This window comes from Aureimonas sp. Leaf427, from assembly GCF_001425485.1.
GTDB lineage: Bacteria > Pseudomonadota > Alphaproteobacteria > Rhizobiales > Rhizobiaceae > Plantimonas.
Window position 1 is genome coordinate 316,821 of the sequence record NZ_LMQW01000043.1, and the last position, 17,966, is coordinate 334,786.

The 17,966-nt window shown below is 65.3% G+C and carries 16 protein-coding genes; 8 read left to right on the top strand and 8 right to left on the bottom strand.

Annotated features, from left to right (window positions below; genetic code table 11):
• The first annotated feature begins 54 nt into the window (after positions 1–54).
• From ASG62_RS19350 to ASG62_RS19360, 3 genes are read left to right on the top strand one after another with little or no spacing between them, the layout of a single operon-like run.
• Positions 55–1,545, top strand: a complete 1,491-nt coding sequence (locus ASG62_RS19350; RefSeq protein WP_056697311.1) for a sensor histidine kinase — start codon at positions 55–57, stop codon at positions 1,543–1,545.
• Positions 1,542–1,991 carry a response regulator gene (locus ASG62_RS19355; RefSeq protein WP_056697312.1) on the top strand — a complete coding sequence of 150 codons (450 nt, stop codon included), beginning with the start codon at positions 1,542–1,544 and terminating at the stop codon, positions 1,989–1,991. The genes ASG62_RS19350 and ASG62_RS19355 overlap by 4 nt, the downstream gene beginning before the upstream one ends.
• On the top strand, positions 1,988–3,022 hold the full coding sequence (locus tag ASG62_RS19360; protein ID WP_056697313.1) for a sensor histidine kinase: 1,035 nt from the start codon (positions 1,988–1,990) through the stop codon (positions 3,020–3,022). Before ASG62_RS19355 ends, ASG62_RS19360 begins: the two co-directional genes overlap by 4 nt.
• Before the next feature lie 19 nt (positions 3,023–3,041).
• On the opposite strand, the gene ASG62_RS19365 is transcribed toward ASG62_RS19360, so the two are convergent.
• On the bottom strand, positions 3,042–3,959 hold the full coding sequence (locus ASG62_RS19365) for an NAD-dependent epimerase/dehydratase family protein (protein ID WP_056697314.1): 918 nt from the start codon (positions 3,957–3,959) through the stop codon (positions 3,042–3,044).
• 48 nt (positions 3,960–4,007) lie between these two features.
• Here ASG62_RS19365 and ASG62_RS19370 point away from each other — a divergent pair, with 48 nt between their 5' ends.
• Complete coding sequence (locus ASG62_RS19370) at positions 4,008–4,541, top strand: sugar transferase (protein ID WP_056697315.1); 534 nt, start codon at positions 4,008–4,010, stop codon at positions 4,539–4,541.
• Positions 4,542–4,651: 110 nt separating this feature from the next.
• Positions 4,652–6,640, top strand: coding sequence for a polysaccharide biosynthesis protein (locus ASG62_RS19375; protein WP_056697317.1), 1,989 nt, complete (start codon positions 4,652–4,654; stop codon positions 6,638–6,640).
• A 175-nt stretch (positions 6,641–6,815) separates the two neighbouring features.
• On the opposite strand, the gene ASG62_RS19380 is transcribed toward ASG62_RS19375, so the two are convergent.
• From ASG62_RS19380 to ASG62_RS19405, 6 genes are all read right to left on the bottom strand, one after another.
• Positions 6,816–7,922, bottom strand: a complete 1,107-nt coding sequence (locus ASG62_RS19380) for a branched-chain amino acid ABC transporter substrate-binding protein (RefSeq protein ID WP_056697425.1) — start codon at positions 7,920–7,922, stop codon at positions 6,816–6,818.
• Between the two features lie 151 nt (positions 7,923–8,073).
• Positions 8,074–8,448 (bottom strand): DUF6867 family protein, encoded by a 375-nt coding sequence (locus tag ASG62_RS19385; RefSeq protein WP_056697319.1) that lies wholly within the window; start codon positions 8,446–8,448, stop codon positions 8,074–8,076.
• Positions 8,448–9,197 (bottom strand): ABC transporter ATP-binding protein, encoded by a 750-nt coding sequence (locus ASG62_RS19390; RefSeq protein WP_056697320.1) that lies wholly within the window; start codon positions 9,195–9,197, stop codon positions 8,448–8,450. The genes ASG62_RS19385 and ASG62_RS19390 overlap by 1 nt, the downstream gene beginning before the upstream one ends.
• Positions 9,194–10,192 carry an ABC transporter ATP-binding protein gene (locus tag ASG62_RS19395; RefSeq protein ID WP_056697322.1) on the bottom strand — a complete coding sequence of 333 codons (999 nt, stop codon included), beginning with the start codon at positions 10,190–10,192 and terminating at the stop codon, positions 9,194–9,196. The genes ASG62_RS19390 and ASG62_RS19395 overlap by 4 nt, the downstream gene beginning before the upstream one ends.
• Entirely contained in the window at positions 10,192–11,586 is a 1,395-nt protein-coding gene (gene livM, locus ASG62_RS19400) for a high-affinity branched-chain amino acid ABC transporter permease LivM (protein WP_056697427.1), read from the bottom strand. Before livM ends, ASG62_RS19395 begins: the two co-directional genes overlap by 1 nt.
• Positions 11,587–11,665: 79 nt before the next feature.
• Positions 11,666–12,586: an ABC transporter permease subunit gene (locus ASG62_RS19405; RefSeq protein ID WP_056697324.1), complete on the bottom strand. Its 921-nt coding sequence runs from the start codon at positions 12,584–12,586 to the stop codon at positions 11,666–11,668.
• A 305-nt stretch (positions 12,587–12,891) separates the two neighbouring features.
• Between ASG62_RS19405 and ASG62_RS19410 the strand changes: the two genes are divergently transcribed.
• The 3 genes from ASG62_RS19410 to ASG62_RS19420 all read left to right on the top strand — a co-directional run bounded on the left by ASG62_RS19410 (position 12,892) and on the right by ASG62_RS19420 (position 16,647).
• The gene (locus ASG62_RS19410) at positions 12,892–14,169 is read left to right on the top strand and encodes a nucleotide sugar dehydrogenase (protein ID WP_056697429.1); all 1,278 of its coding nucleotides are present in this window, start codon (positions 12,892–12,894) and stop codon (positions 14,167–14,169) included.
• Between the two features lie 150 nt (positions 14,170–14,319).
• Positions 14,320–15,543, top strand: a complete 1,224-nt coding sequence (gene metK / locus ASG62_RS19415) for a methionine adenosyltransferase (protein WP_056697326.1) — start codon at positions 14,320–14,322, stop codon at positions 15,541–15,543.
• A gap of 90 nt (positions 15,544–15,633) precedes the next feature.
• Complete coding sequence (locus ASG62_RS19420; RefSeq protein ID WP_056697329.1) at positions 15,634–16,647, top strand: adenosine kinase; 1,014 nt, start codon at positions 15,634–15,636, stop codon at positions 16,645–16,647.
• Between the two features lie 235 nt (positions 16,648–16,882).
• Here the strand turns inward: ASG62_RS19420 and ASG62_RS19425 are convergent, their stop codons facing one another.
• Positions 16,883–17,842 carry an IS481 family transposase gene (locus tag ASG62_RS19425; RefSeq protein WP_057180560.1) on the bottom strand — a complete coding sequence of 320 codons (960 nt, stop codon included), beginning with the start codon at positions 17,840–17,842 and terminating at the stop codon, positions 16,883–16,885.
• Positions 17,843–17,966 lie beyond the last annotated feature (124 nt).

Here is a 17,966-nt window from a genome sequence, read left to right on the forward strand (position 1 = left end):
AAACGCCCGCCGGCGCCTTCGCACGACGCCAGGACGACGGGACGACAGCCTGCCATGACGATTTCGAACCGGTTCTTCGAACGTTTCATCCTTCTCGCCATTCTTCTCGGCTTTCTCGGCGTCGGCCTCGGCGTCGGGGCGGCGGTCTGGGGCGTGGTGCGCTCGCACGAGATCAGCGATCTCGTGACGCACACGCTGGAGGTCGAACTGTCCCTTGCCGAGTTTCGGGGCCTGACGGAGCGCAGCGAGACGGCGCGGCGCGGCTTCCTTCTCGATGCCGACGAGCGATTCGCCTCGAGCGCCGCGGAAGCCGCGGCCTCGGCCACCAGTCTCCTGGAGCGGGTGGCCCAGCTGACGAAGGACAACCCGGCGCAGGAAGTCCTCGTGGCCGAGCTTCGCAAGGCGAGCCAGCGCCAGCTCGACGACGTGTCCCGCGCCATCGAGGCCCGGCGGATCGGCGATCCCGAGTCCGCGCGAAACGACTTCATTGCGAGCGGAAGCGCCGATGTCGTCCGCGAGATCCGCGAGATCGCCCGGCGCATGACGGCCGCGGAACAGCGGCTCCTGGCGGAGCGCCGTTCGCGCCAGGAAGCCAGTATCCGGACCTCCTATCTCATCCTCGCCGCGGCGGGAGGGCTGGTGCTGCTCCTGGCGGCCGGCACGGTCTGGACCGTCCGGCGCAGCATGCGCGAGCTGAAGGGCTCGCGCGACACGCTGGCCGCGCTGAACGAGAATCTCGAAGGCGCAGTCGCCTCGCGCACCGCGGACCTCCAGCGCGCCAACGACGAAATCCAGCGCTTCGCCTATATCGTCAGCCACGACCTGCGCTCGCCGCTGGTCAACGTCATGGGCTTCACCGCCGAGCTGGACGCGGCGACGAAGCCGCTGGGCGAGCTGATCGACCGGCTGGAGGCCGACGCGCCCGACTTCGTGACCGAGCCGGCCAAGCTCGCGGTGCGCGAGGATCTGCCGGAGGCGATCGGCTTCATCCGCTCCTCGACGCAGAAGATGGACCGGCTCATCAACGCGATCCTGCGTCTTTCGCGGGAGGGGCGGCGCATCATCACGCCGGAGCCGCTCGACATCGGCGAGATGGCGGACGGCATCGTCGCCAGCCTGCGCCACAGGCTGGACGAGATCGGCGCGGAGGTCGAGGTGGTCCGGCCGATGCCGGGCCTCGTCAGCGACCGCGTCGCGGTGGAGCAGATCTTCTCCAATCTCGTGGAGAATGCCGTGAAGTACCTGAAGCCGGGCCGGCCCGGGCGAATCACCGTGCGCGGACGGAGCGAAAAGGGGCGCATCCTCTACGAGATCGAGGACAACGGCCGGGGCATCGACCCCAAGGACCACGAGCGGATCTTCGATCTCTTCCGCCGGTCGGGAATGCAAGATCAACCGGGCGAAGGCATCGGACTGGCCCATGTGCGCGCCCTGGCCTACAGGCTGGGCGGGATGGTCAGCTGCGAGTCGCAGCTCGATCGGGGCGCCACGTTCGGCATATCGATGCCGCCGCGCTACCATGCGAACAAGGAGCAGGCTCGATGAGCGCGCATCAGACCGTGAACATCGTCATGATCGAGGACGACGAGGGCCATGCCCGGCTGATCGAGAAGAACATCCGTCGCGCCGGCGTCACCAACGCCATCCGCCATTTCACGGACGGCACCTCGGCGATGGAGTATCTCTTCAACGCGCCGGAAGGCCCCGCGAAGAACGGCCCAGCGCTCGTGCTCCTCGATCTCAACCTTCCCGACATGAGCGGCACCGACATCCTCGCCCGGATGAAGGCGGACGGGCCGTTGAAGCGCACGCCCGTCGTCGTCCTCACCACGACGGACGACAAGGTCGAAATCCAGCGCTGCTATGATCTCGGCGCGAACGTCTACATCACCAAGCCGGTGAACTACGACAGCTTCGCCCAGGCGATCCGCCAGCTCGGCCTCTTTCTCAGCGTCATCCAGGTGCCGGACGTGGAGGACGACGCCAGATGAGTTCGGCGCCGCGCCTCCTCTATATCGACGACGACGAGGGCCTGTGCCGCCTGACGGCGCGCGCGCTCTCGCGCCGTGGATACGAGGTCGTGACGGCCGCATCCGGCCCGGAGGGTCAGGCCGCGCAGGCGGAGGGACGGTTCGACGTGGTCGCCGTCGATCACTACATGCCGGGCCAGGACGGACTGGAGACGCTGAAGCGTCTTCTGGAGCAGCCGGACCCGCCGCCCGTCATCTACGTGACCGGCTCGGAGGAGAGCCGGATCGCCATCGCCGCGATGAAGGCGGGGGCGAGCGACTATGTCGTCAAATCGATCGGCGACGACTTCTTCGATCTCCTGGCGGGCAGCCTCGTCCAGGCTCTGGAGCGCCGTCAGCTCCGACGCGACAAGGAGAATGCGGAAGCGGCCTTGCGCGAATCCAACGGCCGCCTCCAGGCGCTCCTGAAGGAGGTCAACCATCGCGTCGCCAACAGCCTGCAGCTCGTGTCGAGCTTCGTGCAGATGCAGGCCGGAAGCGTGTCCGACGAGAGCGCCAAGGCCGCGCTCCGCGACACGCAGCGCCGCATCCTCGCGATCGCGCAGGTCCATCGCCGGCTCTACACGTCCGACGACGTCGATCTCGTCGACATGACCGACTATCTGGCGGCCCTGGTCGGCGAGCTGGAGGAGACCTGGTCGACCCCCTCGGCGCCGCGCCCGATGCGTCTCGACACCGATCCCATCCGCCTCGACACGGACCGTGCGGTCTCGCTCGGCGTCATCGTCAACGAACTCGTCAGCAATGCCTGCAAATACGCCTATTCGCCCGGAGCGCCCGGCGAGATCCGCATCTCGCTGAAGCAGGCGGAGGGCGAGCGCTTTCGTCTCGTGGTCGAGGATGACGGCAGCGGCTTCTCCACCGCGGCCCCCGCGCGCGGCACCGGGCTCGGCCGCCGGCTGATGGCGGCCATGGCGAACAGCCTGAAGACCGAGATCGTCTACGAGCCGATCGAATTGGGCACGCGGGCGACCCTCTCGGCCGCCATCTGACGGCTGGCCCCGCGCGGCTTCAGAGATCGCCGGCCGCAGCCATCCGCGCCAGCTCCGATCGCGTCGATTCCGCCGGCCGCCAGCCCGTCCTGGCGGACAGGCGGGATACGTCGAGGACGAAATCCGCCATGAGGCCGCGTCCGCCGATCTTTCCTTCGACCGTTCGCCGCAGCAACGAGGGCAGGGCGCCCGTGCCCGCCCGCCGGCCCCAGCCCTCTCGAAGGGCGCCGACGATCTCGGCCGGGCGCAGAGGCGTGCGATCGGCAACGAGGAAGGTCTCGCCGATGGCGCCGTCCGAGGTCAGGCAGATGTCGATCGCGGAGAGGAGGCGATCGATGGAGAGCAGGCTGCGCCGTCCGCCGAGCCCTTCGATCGGCAGGGGAAGCGGCAGCCGGGCAAGCTTGACCAGCATCGCGACATTGCCGCCTCCGCCCCGGCCGTAGACGGGCGCGGGCCGAAGGATGCAGCCCTGCGTTTCGCCGCCCGCAAGCTCCCGCCAGAAGGCGGCCTCGGCTTCCGCCTTGGAACGGGCATAGGGGCTTTGCGGGCCGAGCGGAGCGTTCTCGTCGATCGGGACCGCGCTCGGCGCGTGAACGTTCGAGGTCGAGAGAAAGACGATCCGCGGCACGCCTTCCCGCTTCGCGCGGCGGACGAGGGCGGCGGTGCCGGCGACATTGGCATGGGCCAGCGCCTCCGGCGTCGCCGGCTGGCGGCGGGACGGATTGAGCGCGGCCAGATGCACGACGGCGTCGAGGTCGCGCGGCCAGTCCGGCCATGTGTCGAGATCGGCAAGGTCCGCCGGCCCCGCGAAACGGTCGGGGTCGGCCAAGGCCGCTCCGCCGCGCTGGAGGACCATCACGGATTTGCCGTCGCGGCGCAAACTCGCTACGAGATGGCGCCCGACGAACCCGCTGGCGCCCGTGACCAAGATCCGCATGGTTTCTCCTCCCGTAGCGCTCCTGCGCCAGCGCATAGCACGTCCCGGATGAAGCGCCTCTTCGACGTCACGGCGAGCCTTGCCGGCCTTGTCGTCCTCGGCTGGCTGATCGGCGTGCTTGCCTTCGCCATCCGGCGCAATTCGCCCGGCCCCGGCCTTCTCGCGCAGGAGCGCGTGGGGCGGGGAGGCCGTGTCTTCACCTGCTACAAGCTGCGCACGATGCATGTCGGAACCGCTTCGCTCGGAACGCACGAGCACAAGGGCGTGGCCCACATCACGGGCATCGGCCGCTTCCTGCGCCGATCGAAGCTCGACGAATTGCCACAACTCTGGAACGTGCTGAAGGGCGAGATGAGCCTCGTCGGCCCACGTCCCTGCCTGCCCGTCCAGACCGTTCTGATCGAGGCGCGGCGGCGACGCGGCGTGCTCGACGTTCGGCCGGGCATCACCGGCAAGGCGCAGGTGATGGGGGTCGACATGTCCGAGCCCGAGCGCCTCGCCGAGATCGACGCATCCTACATCGCGGACGCGACGTTCTTCGGCGATCTCGCCCTGATCCTGCGGACCGTCACGGGGCGCTGATGGCCTTTCTGTCGTCCATTCGAACCGGTATCAGGAGGATGCGCGAAGCGGCGGGAATGCTATGGTCCGCTCGCTATCCGGGAACCAAGGCGAGCGGCGAAGGCAGATCGATGGTCAGAAACCGCCTTCGGGCGCTGATTTCCAGGACGGCTGTCTGGATTCACGACAGCATCATGGGCGCGGCGGCCTTTCTCCTGGCCATGGTGCTGCGCCTCGACGTCCGTCTCTTCGCGCAGGACTGGCCGGTCTACGTCTCGGCGGCCCTCGTCTTCGGCCTTCTCGTCGGGATCGTCGGATACTTCGTCGGCACCAACAAGGGCGTCTGGCGCTACGCCTCGCTGCCGGACTTCGTCTATATCTGCAAGACCGCGACGATCGCGGCCTGTCTCTTCGTCGTCGCGCATTTCCTGATCTCGCGGCTCGACCTGATCCCGCGCTCGGTGCCGATCATCGCCTGGTCGTTCCTGGTCTTCCTGCTGGCCGGCCCGCGCGCGGCCTATCGCACCTATCGCAACCAGCGCGACCGCCGGCGCAAGCCCGGCGATCCGAGGTCGGTCCGCCGCGTCATCCTCGTCGGGGCGACCGACAATGCCGAGGCCTTCATCAAGGCCGTGACCGAGCGCGACAGCCGCTCCTTCGACGTGCTCGCCATCATCGACGAGCGCGGCCGCCGGTCCGGCCGCTTCATCCGCGGCGTGCCCGTCGTCGGAACGCTCGACCGGCTGGCGGAGACCGTGAAGCGCTACGAGGCGCTCGGCCGGCGGCCGGATGCGCTGATCCTGACGCGGACGCGCGACGACTATGCGCGGCACGCCATGCTGAACGAACTCGTCGAGGCCGCGAGCGAGCAGGAGCTCGAACTCCTGTCGCTGCCCGACATGTTCGACATTCGCGACATCACGACGGCCTCCGATCTTCAGCCGATCGAGCTCGAGGACCTTCTGGAGCGCAAGCCGCGGCGGCTCGACATGGGCCAGATCACCGGCCTGATCGGCGGGCGCATCATCCTCGTCACGGGTGCCGGCGGCTCCATCGGCTCGGAGCTGACGCGCCAGATCGCGCAGCTGAAGCCGAAGAAGCTGATCCTCCTGGATGCGAGCGAGTTCCTGCTCTACTCGATCGAAAGCGATCTGAGGCGTGCCATGCCGCAGCTCGATCTCCACGCGGCGCTCTGCAATGTGCGGGAGAAGGCGAGCATCGCGCGCATCCTCGCCGAACACCGGCCCTCCGTCGTCTTCCATGCGGCGGCCCTGAAGCATGTGCCGATCGTCGAGGCGCAGCCGCTGGAGGGGCTCTTCACCAACACGATCGGCACGCGGAACGTCGCGGAGGCGGCGGTCGCGGCCAAGGTTCAGCTGATGGTCATGGTCTCGACCGACAAGGCGGTGAACCCGACGAGCACGATGGGGGCCAGCAAACGCCTCGCCGAAATGTGCTGTCAGACGATGGATCTCGCGCCCGACACGGGCGACACGCATTTCGTGACCGTCCGCTTCGGCAATGTGCTGGGCTCGGCCGGCTCTGTCATTCCGCTCTTCGAGAAGCAGCTGAAGGCCGGCGGCCCGCTGACCGTCACGCATCCCGACGTCGAGCGCTACTTCATGACCATACCGGAGGCCTGCCTCCTGATCCTCCATTCGGCCGCGCACAGCTTGGAGGACGACGGCGGGCGGGGACAGATCTTCGTGCTCGACATGGGCAAGCCCGTGAAGATCATCGATCTCGCGCGCAACGTCATCAAGCTCTCGGGGCTCAAGCCCGATGTCGACATCCGCATCGTCTATACGGGGCTTCGTCCGGGCGAGAAGCTCTACGAAGAGCTGTTCGACACGCAGGAACAGCTCGCGCCGACGCGGGTGGACGGCATCTTCTCCGCCTTTCCCCGCACGATCGAATGGGCCGTCCTGCAGCGCATCCTCGACGAGATGCACCGGCTGATCGACCTCGGCGACGCGCCGCGCGCCCTGCGGCTCCTGAAGGCGACCATTCCCGACTTCATGCCGAGCCGGGAGATCCAGGCGGTCATCGATTCCGAGGGCGGTTCCTTCCCGGCGGACTCCAAGCCCTTGATCGGGTTCGACCAGCTGCCCGGCATCTGACGCAGGAGGGCTGACCTTCTGGCCTCGGCCGTCCCGTCCGCCTCTCGCTTGCGTCCCGCGCCGCCGTTCGAGCAGCCCGGAAGGGACCGCAGGCGTTCGATCCACGATTTGTCGGGACACTAAAAAGCCCCGGCGCATCGCTGCACCGGGGCCCGTTTCGACGAGACGCCTTGGCTTACTTGGCGGCCGTCACGTAGTCGTACTTGCCAGCCTTCCACTCGTAGACGACGTAGCCGGGCAGGGTGACGTCACCCTTGCCGTCGAACTTCAGGTCGCCGATCACGGTCTTGAAGTCGGCGGTGGCAAGGATCTTGTTGACCGCCTCGGCTTCGGTCGACTTCGCCTGCGTGGCGGCGTCGGCCCAGGCCTGGATCGCGGCGTAGGTGTAGAGCACGTAGCCCTCGGCGGTCTTGCCGGCCTTGTCGAGCTCGGCGACGACCGGAGCGGCCTCAGGGTTCTTGCGCGGGTCCGGGGAGAAGGTCATCAGCGTGCCTTCGCCGGCATCGCCCGTGATCGCCCAGTACTCGTCCGTTACGATCGCGTCGCCGGACATGATCGTCGCCTTGACGCCCTGCTCCTTCATCTGGCGGGCGAGAAGGCCTGCCTCGGTGTGGTATCCGCCGACGTAGACGAGCCCGACGCCGGCCTGCTTCAGCTTGGTGACGAGCGAGGAATAGTCCTTCTCGCCGGCCGTGTAGGATTCGACCACGGCGGGCGTCACGCCCTTGGCCTTCAGGTTCTTCTCGGTCTCGTCGGCCAGACCCTTGCCGTAGGCGGACTTGTCGTTGAGGACGGCGACCTTGGCATCCTTGAAGTTCGCCGCGATGTACTCGGCGGCGACGAGGCCCTGCTGGTCGTCACGACCGCAGACGCGGTAGATCATCTCGCCGGGGCGCTTCTCGGTGTAGTCCGGGTTGGTCGAAGCCGGCGAGATCTCGATGATGCCTTCTTCGGCATAGACCTGGCTGGCCGGGATCGAAGAGCCCGAGCAGAAGTGGCCGGCCACGAAGGACACGCCCTGGCCGGCGAAGGAATTGGCCACCGCCACGGCCTGCTTGGGATCGCAGGCGTCGTCGCCGACCGAGAGCACGAGCTTCTCACCGTTCACGCCGCCCTTGGCGTTGATGTCGGCGACGGCCTGCTCGGCGCCGATCTTCAGCTGGTTGCCGAAGGTCGCGTACTGGCCGGTCATCGGACCGGCGACGCCGATCGTGATGTCGGCGAAGGCCATACCCGCGAAGACGAGGTTCAGAGCGGCGCCGGCAAAGAGTGCTTTTTTCATGACCATCTTCCTGTTGGTGAACGTGTGCTCGTGTTCGGAGCGGCCGGCCGGGTTCAGCCCGGGACGGATGCGGTTCGAAGCCGGCGATGCGCGAAACCCGAGAAAGCTTCGCGCTCGCTTCAGCCCATTGATACGTCTCGTCGACCAGCCGTCAACGGGGCACGGTCTCTCCCGCGCTCGGCGCGCGCTGAAGGAACCCGTACTGCCGCTCCATCTGGCGCGAGCGGACGAAGAGGCGGCCCACCGAGGCGATGGCCATGAGGATGACGAAGTCGACCACCGCGTAGTGAAGGGCGGTTCCGAGCGTCTCCAAGGGCAGGAAGAACGTGCCTTCGAAGAGCGCGAAATGCAGGAACCGCGTCGCGATCGCGAGAAGCACGACGTAGAAGACGAGGATGCCCCAGCCGCTCCAGGTGAGGGCGGTCGAGCGGCCGATCATCCAGGCCCCGCCTCCGGCGAGAACCACCGTGACGATCAGGAATTCGACGATGCTGACTTCCCAGAGAAGGCCCATCTCGTTCGGCATCAGTGCGCTCCTCCTTCGAGATAGGCCGCGCGGACTTCCGGCCGCGACAGCAGCTCGCGTCCCGTCCCCGTCATCGTGATCGAGCCGTTGACCATGACATAGCCGCGATGGGCGAGACGAAGCGCATGGAAGGCGTTCTGCTCGACCAGGAAGACCGTCAGGCCTTCGTTGCGGTTCAACTCGCGGATCACCTCGAAGATCTGCTTGACGATAAGCGGCGCAAGGCCGAGCGAGGGTTCGTCCAGAAGCAGGAGCTTGGGGCGGCTCATGAGGGCGCGGCCGATGGCCAGCATCTGCTGCTCGCCGCCCGACAGCGTGCCCCCGCGCTGGCCGGCGCGCTCCTTCAGGCGCGGAAAGAGCTCGAAGACCTTCCGCAGATCGTCGTCGTAATGCTTCTCGTCCTGCAGGGTCGCACCCATCTGCAGGTTCTCCATCACCGTCATCCGCCCGAAGACGCGGCGGCCTTCCGGCGACTGCGCGATCTCGCGCTGCATGATCTGGTGCGTGGGAAGCTGCGAGATCTCTTCGCCGCGATAGACGATGGAGCCTTCGCGGGCACGCGGGCTTCCGCAGATCGTCATCATCAGCGTCGACTTGCCGGCGCCGTTGGCGCCGATGATGGTCACGATCTCTCCCGCATTCACGTCGAGGTCGACGCCCCGAAGGGCCTGGATCTTGCCGTAGAACGTCTGGATGCCCCGGACCGTCAGCATCGGCTCGCCGGGAGCCGTTTGAGCCAGCGCGCTCATCGTGCGTCTCCCGTCGGCGCCACGGCCGGCACGTGGGCTTCGCGGATGGCCGCGTCGATGTCGCCGGCCTCCAGCTTTTCCTCCACCGCTTCCACCTCTTCGTCGTCGACGCCGAGATAGGCGGCGATGACCTTGGGGTCCGAGCGGACGTCCTCGGCCGTGCCGTCGGCGATCTTCTTGCCGTAGTCGAGAACGATCACGTGGTCCGAAATCTCCATGACGACGCCCATGTCGTGCTCGATGAGCAGCAAGGAGACGTCGTGGTCGTCCCGGATCAGCCGGAGCAGCTTGTTCAGCTCCGCCGATTCGCGTGGATTGAGGCCCGCGGCCGGCTCGTCGAGGCAGAGGAGGGCGGGATCGGTGCACATGGCGCGCGCGATCTCGAGGCGCCGCTGCGCGCCGTAGGACAGGTCGGCGGCCGGGTCGTCGGCACGGTCGATCAGGTCCGCACGCTCCAGCCAGGCGATCGCCTTCTCCATCGAGGCCTTGACCATGCGGCGGTAGCCGGGGAGGCCGAACAGGCCGCCGATCGTGAAGCCCGAAGCCTTCATCAGCCGGTTGTGCTGCGCGACGAGAAGGTTCTCCAGGCACGTCATGCCGCCGAAGAGGCGGATGTTCTGGAAGGTGCGGGCAACGCCCGCCTTCTCGGTGATCTGGAAGTCGGCCATGCGCTCGAGAAGGTGCACGGTGCCCGTCGGCGCCGTCGTCTGCTGGAGCCCGCCTTTCGTCAGGTTGGCCACGACATCGTCGCCGATGCCGCGCCCGCGCCGGATCGCCATGCGCCCTTCGGTCGGCTTGTAGAAGCCGGTGACGCAGTTGAAGACGGTCGTCTTGCCCGCGCCGTTCGGCCCGATCAGCGCGGTGATGTCGCCGCGCCCGACGGTGAAGGACAGGTCGTTCACCGCGGTCAGCCCGCCGAAGCGCATCGTCAGATGCTCGACGCTGAGGATCGGATCGGCGAGCCAGCGCCGGGCGGAGGTTCTGGTGGTGGACATCAGTGACCCTCCCCCTGGGCGACCATGTCGGCGCCGATCTTCTTCTTTTCCTTGTAGACCGCGGAGGGTTGGCGCGAGGAGATGAGGCCTCGAGGCTTCCACACCATGATCACGATCATGGCGATGCCGAAGATCAGCATGCGGTACTGGGTCGGGTCGAACCCTTCGCCGAACACGACCTTCAGGATCGTGAGGTTTCGCAGCAGTTCGATGCCGCCGATCATGACGACGGAGGCGATCACGACGCCCAGCTGCGAGCCGAGACCACCGAGGACGACGATCGCCAGGATGATGGCGGACTCGATGAAGGTGAAGCTCTCGGGCGAGATGAAGCCCTGGCGCGTGGCGAAGAACGAGCCGGCGAAGCCGCCGAACATCGCGCCCGTGGCGAAGGCGGTGAGCTTCACGTTCGTCGTGTTGATGCCGAGCGAGCGGCAGGCGATCTCGTCCTCGCGCAGGGCCTCCCAGGCCCGGCCGATCGGCATCTTGCGCATGCGCATCGTGACGAAGTTCGTCAGGAGGGCCAAGGCGAGGATGATGTAGTAGAGGAAGATGAAGCGGTGCAGCGAGGAATACTCGATGCCGAAATACTCCGAGAACGAGCCGGCGCCGCGGCCGAACTCGAGACCGAAGAGGGTCGGCTTCGGAATGCCGAGGAGACCGTTCGGCCCGCCCGTCACCTCGGACCAGTTGAGGAGGACGACGCGAATGATCTCGCCGAAGGCCAGCGTCACGATGGCGAGATAGTCGCCCCGCAGGCGCAGCACGGGAAAGCCGAGCACGATGCCCCAGAGCGCGGCGAAGAGGCCCGCCATCGGAAGGCACACCCAGAAGCCGAGCTCGAAATTGATGGCGAGAAGGGCGAAGGAATAGGCGCCGACGGCATAGAAGGCGACGTAGCCGAGATCGAGAAGTCCGGCGAGGCCGACCACGATGTTGAGGCCCCAGCCGAGCATGACATAGGTCACGATCAGGATGGCGAGGTCGATCAGATAGCGGCTCTGCCCCGGCACGACGGCCTGGATGATGAAGGGCAGGGCGAGGCCGAGCAGCAGCATCAGGGCCGAAAAGCCCTTGGCGAGGAGGCCGGCGTTGCGGGCAGCGCTCGCCGGGCGCGGCGCCTTGGCGACCGCCGCGACGGTCTCCCGCCGGGGGGCCCGGAAGAAGAGGTAGGAGACGAGGAAGCGCACCGCGAAGACGATCGCGATCGCGACGATCCAGAGATCGGGCCGGACGGAGAGGACGAGGCCTCCAACCGCGATGTCGCTGCGAAGGAGCAGGAAGAAGATCGTCAGCAGCGCGGCGGCGAGAGCCGCGCCCAGCCCATCCTTCAGCGAGAGTTTCAGGCGGCTGTCGGCCGGCGGCGCCGGAGCGAAGGGTGGCTCGCCACGCATGGCGGCGCGACGCTGCTCCTCCTTGGCCTCGGCACCTTCCGGCAGGATCGAAGAGGTCGGGGTGATGCTCGACATCGGCTCAGACCTTCTCGACTTCCGGACGGCCGAGAAGACCGGACGGCATGAAGATGAGGACGATGGCCAGGATCGAGAACGCGGCGACATCCTTGTATTCGGCGGCGAAGTAGCCGGCGAAGAAGGTTTCGATCAGCCCGATGAGAAGCCCGCCCAGCATGGCGCCGGGCAGCGAGCCGATGCCGCCGAGAACGGCGGCGGTGAAGGCTTTCACGCCGGCGAGGAAGCCGATGTAGAAGTCGATCACGCCGTAATAGAGGAGGTACATGATGCCGGCGACGGCCGCGAGGCTGGCGCCCATGACGAAGGTCAGCGAGATCGTCCGGTCGACGTTGACGCCGAGCAGGGAGGCCATCTTGGCATCCTGCTCGCAGGCGCGCTGCTGCCGGCCGAGCGCCGTCTTGGAGATGACGAAGGAGAAGACCATCATCAGGATGACCGTCGTCACGATGATGAGGATCTGCATGTAGGAGATCTGGACGCCGATCGACCCGCCGCTGCCGAGGTAAAGATCGATCCGGCCGTCGAGCTGGGGGGCGAGCGGCTTGGACCGGGCGCCCTGCGTGACCTGGACGAAGTTCTGGAGAAAGATCGACATGCCGATCGCCGTGATCAGCGGCGCGAGGCGGAACGAGCCGCGAAGGGGCCGGTAGGCGATGCGCTCGATCGACCAGCCCCAGAGGGCGGTGAACGCCATGGCGACGATCAGCATGATCAGAAGGACCAGCGGGAAAAAGGTGATGCCGATCATCGCCAGCGCGAGAATCGTCGTGAGCGCGATGAAGGAGCCGAGCATGAAGACCTCGCCATGGGCGAAGTTGATCATGCCGATGATGCCGTACACCATCGTATAACCGATCGCGATCAACCCGTAGATCGAGCCGAGCGTCAAGCCGTTGATCAATTGCTGAAAGAAGTACTCCATGAAGCGTCCTTGCTTCGCCGCTGGATCGTCGTCTGACCCCTGCGGAAACCCCATTGGCGAACCGCTCGACCACGCCGTGTGGCCCGCCTCTTCGAGCGTCAGTTCTTGGACATGATCACTTTCATAGCGCCGCAGAGGTTGCAAGCTGCCATTCGGCTGATTGATCGCATTGATCAACAGAATTGATCATGGCCATCTACCGTCGGCCATTCCGTCCGTCCGAACCGCAAGCACCCTTGCCAGAGAGGGGACCTTCGAACATGGGACAGGCTGACGCGACTCAGGAAATCGGACGACGGATGGCGATGATCGAACTCGATACGGCGCGGCTCGGCGTGATCGGTCTTGGATATGTCGGCTTGCCGTTGGCCGTCGCTCTCTCTGCGGCATTCGATGTCGTTGCCTTCGATATCGATCCCCAGCGGATCGCGGAGCTTCGCCAGGGGCGGGATCGAACGGGCGAGGTCGGACCCGCAGCCCTTTCGGCGGCCGGTCGTCTGAGCTTCTCTTGTGAGGAGAGCGATCTGTCGGAGGTCGACGTCTTCGTCGTCGCCGTTCCCACCCCGATCAACGGAGCCCTCCAGCCCGACCTCACGGCGCTGGAGGGCGCCTCGGAAATGGTCGGCCGCGCTCTTCGCCCGGGCTGTGTCGTGATCTACGAATCCACCGTCTATCCGGGCATGACCGAGGACGTCTGCGTGCCGATCCTGGCGCGCACGTCCGGCCTTCTCTTCAACCGGGACTTCTTCGCAGGCTACTCTCCCGAGCGGATCAATCCCGGAGATCGCCGGCACGGCTTTTCCGATATCGTGAAAGTGACGTCGGGTTCGACGCCGGAGGCGGCCGACCTCGTCGATGCGATCTATGGCCGCGTTGTCGCGGCCGGGACGCACAAGGCGCCCTCGATCAAGGTGGCGGAAGCCGCCAAGGTCATCGAGAACATCCAGCGCGACGTCAACATCGCGCTCGTCAACGAACTCGCCCAGCTGTTCAAGCGGATGGGCCTGGAGACGCGCGATATCCTGGCCGCCGCCGGGACGAAATGGAACTTTCATCCCTATGTGCCCGGCCTCGTCGGCGGCCACTGCATCGGCGTCGATCCCTATTACCTGACGCACAAGGCTCAATCGATCGGCTTCCATCCCGAGATGATTCTGGCGGGACGGCGGATCAACGACCGCATGGCCGGCTGGGTCGCGCTCGATATCGTCAAGGCGATGCTCGAGCGGAAGATCGACGTGGCGCGGGCGCGCGTTCTCGTTCTCGGCATTACGTTCAAGGAGGACTGCCCCGACATCCGCAACACGAAGATCGCCGATCTCGTCGCCGAACTTCAGGCCTTGGCGGGGGAGGTGGTCGTGTTCGATCCGGAAGCGGACCCTGACGACGTCGAGCGGGCCTATGGCCTGCGGCTCGTGCCGACCTTGCCGGACGGTCCGTTCGAAGCCGTCGTCGCCGCCGTCGGGCATCGCACGTTTCGAGAGGCCGGCGCGGCGCGCCTCAGGGAACTGCTGGGTCCAGACGGGCTGCTCTATGATATGAAGCAGGTGTTCGCAGTCGGAGAAAGCGACGCCCGAATCTGACGCAAGGTCGCAGAGGTGACGGAAAATGTCGCTTTACGACGTGGCATCGAACTGCGTTTGGGCATCCCGCTCGGTTGGATATGCCTTGACCCTTTCAGGTCCCTATGACTAGAAGCGCGACCGGCGGACTTGGACAAAAGGCCTTAAAAGATGCGTAGCGAGTACTTGTTCACGAGCGAAAGCGTTTCGGAAGGCCACCCGGACAAAGTCTGCGACCGCATCTCCGACGAGATCGTCGATCTGTTCTTCCGCGAAGCGAAGAAGGCGGGCATGCCGGCTTCGGAGGTCCGCGTGGCCGCAGAGGTTCTGGCCACGACGAACTACGTCTGCATCGCCGGCGAAGTGCGCACGTCTCTCGACGAGAAGGCCATGCGCTCGAAGGTGAAGTCCGCCGCCCGCCGGGCGATCCGCGACATCGGCTACGAGCAGGAAGGCTTTCACTGGAAGACCGCGAAGATCGACGTGCGGCTCCATCCGCAGTCGGTCGATATCGCGGCCGGCGTCGACGAGAGCGGCGACAAGGACGTGGGTGCCGGCGACCAGGGCATCATGTTCGGTTACGCCTGCCGCGAGACGCCCGAGCTGATGCCGGCGCCGATCTATTACGCGCACAAGATTCTGGAACTCCTCACCAAATACCGCAAGGCCGGCGAAAAGGGTTGCGGCGTCCTCGGGCCCGACGCCAAGAGCCAGGTGACGGTGCGCTACCTCAACGGCAAGCCGGTGGGCGTCAACCAGATCGTCCTTTCGACGCAGCATCTCGACGAGAGCCTCTCCTCCGCTGACGTCCGCGCCATCGTCGAGCCGGTGATCCGCGAGGCGCTCGACGGTCTGGAGATCGAGGCGAACTGCCAGTGGCATATCAATCCGACCGGCAAGTTCATCATCGGCGGTCCCGACGGCGATACGGGGCTGACCGGCCGCAAGATCATCGTGGACACCTATGGCGGCGCCGCGGCGCACGGGGGCGGCGCCTTCTCCGGCAAGGACCCGACCAAGGTCGATCGCTCCGCCGCCTATGCGGCCCGCTATCTTGCCAAGAACGTCGTCGCGGCCGGACTTGCGGACCGTTGCACGATCCAGCTCTCCTATGCGATCGGCGTTGCCGAGCCTCTGTCCGTCTATGTCGATCTGCACGGCACGGGGAAGGTCGACGAGACGCAGGTCGAACTCGCCCTTCGCGAGGTGATGAGCCTCACGCCGCGCGGCATTCGCGAGCATCTCGGTCTCTCCAAGGCGATCTACGCCCAGACCTCCGCCTACGGCCATTTCGGCCGCAAGCCGGGCCGGGACGGAGCCTTCTCCTGGGAGAAGACCGATCTCGTGGCCAAGCTGAAGGCCGCGCTGTCCTCGAGCGCGGCGAAGGCGGCTTGATCGTAAAGCGTCCCTTGATTTAAGACGGCCATGGCCTGCCTTGAAAAAGGCCGGCTCGAGGCCTTCGCCTTTTGTCCCGAAAGACGCGACATGATCCAGTACGACGTGCTGACGATCGGCAACGCCATCGTCGACATCATTGCCCGCACCGATAATGCCTTTCTCGAGGAGCAGGGAATCCCGAAGGGGTCTATGACGCTGATCGACACAACCCGTGCTCAGAGCCTCTATAATGCGATGGGACCTGCCGTCGAAATGTCCGGTGGCTCGGCCGCCAACACCGCAGCCGGAGTCGTCAGTCTCGGCGGCACGGCCGGCTACATCGGCAAGGTCTGCGACGACCAACTCGGCGCGATCTTCACACATGATATCCGGGCGCTGGGCATCGCCTTTCAAACAGCGCCACTTTCGACCGGTCCTGCGACCGCGCGTTCCATGATTCTCGTCACACCGGACGGCGAGCGCTCGATGAACACATATCTCGGCGCCTGCGTCGAACTATCGCCCGACGACATCGACGAAGAGCTCGTGGCTGCCGCCAAGGTCACGTATTTCGAGGGATATCTTTGGGATCCTCCACTCGCAAAGGATGCGATACGGAAAGCTGCAAGTATCGCACATGCGAACGGCCGTGACGTGGCGATAACCCTATCCGACAGCTACTGCGTTTATCGCTATCGAGCAGAGTTTCTAGATCTCATGAGATCAAGCGCTGTCGACATCGTCTTTGCTAACGAAGCAGAGGTTCTCGCGCTCTACGAGACCAAGAATTTCGACGCCGCGCTCACGCAACTGGCCGCCGACGTCCGCAAGTTCGGTGCTGTTACGCGGGGGGAGAAAGGTTGCGTCGTCGTGGAGGGCAAAACGCGAATTGATGTGCCCGCGACCGAGGTTTCCACGGTTGTCGACACGACCGGCGCCGGTGACCTTTTCGCCGCCGGCTTTCTCCGTGGCTATACGGGGGGTCTATCGAAGAAGGTCAGCGCTCAACTCGGCGTCGTCGCCGCGGGCCAAATCATTGCACAAATCGGCCCGCGATTTGCGGGCTCAATTCGCGACACGGCGGATGTTTCTAAGCTTCTAGGCGTTTCGAGTCACCTTTAGCGTGAATCGGAATGCTTCAGCGTTTGCTCTACGTTTCAAAATGTTGGCTGGATGAAAGGCTAGCATATTCTGAAAAAGCGACTCAGTTCATAGGATCGAACATCTTGTCGCCTTTATTGATACCGTTAGGGCTAACTAGGTGTTCAGTCCCGGCATCTGGTGGATCGGATTGAGGATGAACCGTTGTGGCTCTGACGTCCAGATTTTGGCGATGTATTCGTAGGGCGTCAGGCCNCTAGGTGTTCAGTCCCGGCATCTGGTGGATCGGATTGAGGATGAACCGTTGTGGCTCTGACGTCCAGATTTTGGCGATGTATTCGTAGGGCGTCAGGCCACCGAGCGTCTTGAGCCGGCGGGCAAAGTTGTAGGCCGCCATGAAGTCGGCGAGATGGACCCGAAGCTGATCATGGCTTTCGTAGTGGAAGCGTTTGACGGTGGCTTCCTTGATGGTGCGGTTCATCCGCTCGACCTGTCCATTGGTCCAGGGGTGGTTCGGCTTGGTCAGCCGATGCTCGATGCCGTTCGCCTCGCAGATCATGTCGAAGCGCATCTGCCGGGACCAGGCGGTGTTTCGATTGCGCGGCTGCTCGGCGAACTGGATACCGTTGTCGGTCAGGATCGTGTGGATCTGGTACGGAACGGCTTGCAGCAGGTGTTCGAGGAACTCCCAGGCTGTTCGCCTGTCAGCCTTATCGACCAACTGAGTGACCGCGAATTTGCTTGTTCGATCAATGGCGACGAACAGGTAGAGCTTGCCTTCGCCGGTCTGCACCTCGGCTATATCGATGTRAATGAAACCAATTGGATAGCGTTTGAAGCGCTGGCGCCGGGGCTTGTCGCCCTCGACATCCGGCAATCTGGATATGCCATGCCGCTGAAGGCAGCGATGCAGGCTCGAGCGCGTCAGGTGGGGGATCGTTGGCTGCAAAGCGTACAGGCAGTCATCTAGGGGCAGCAGCGTATGCCGGCGAAAGGCAACCACGATGGCTTCCTCGGCCTCGGTCAGAACCGTTGAGCGCGGCTCCTTCGGGCCGGTCTTCATGTCTTCCAAAGTTTGACGCTTACGCCACTTGGCCACCGTCTTCGGATTGATGCCCAGCTCCCGGCTCAACGTCGCGATCGAAGCTTTCGATCGCTGTATTGCTGCTCGGATGGCGTGCGTGGTCGTGGCGCTGCCGTGACGAACCTGTCCCATAGAGCCTCCTTCCAATTCGAGGAAAGGATCTCACCATGAAACCCTGGGATTGAACACCTAGGAACCTCTGGGGCTCCATCGGCACTTCCAGCCTTCTGGTCAAGGCGCGGGCGGAGAAGACCCT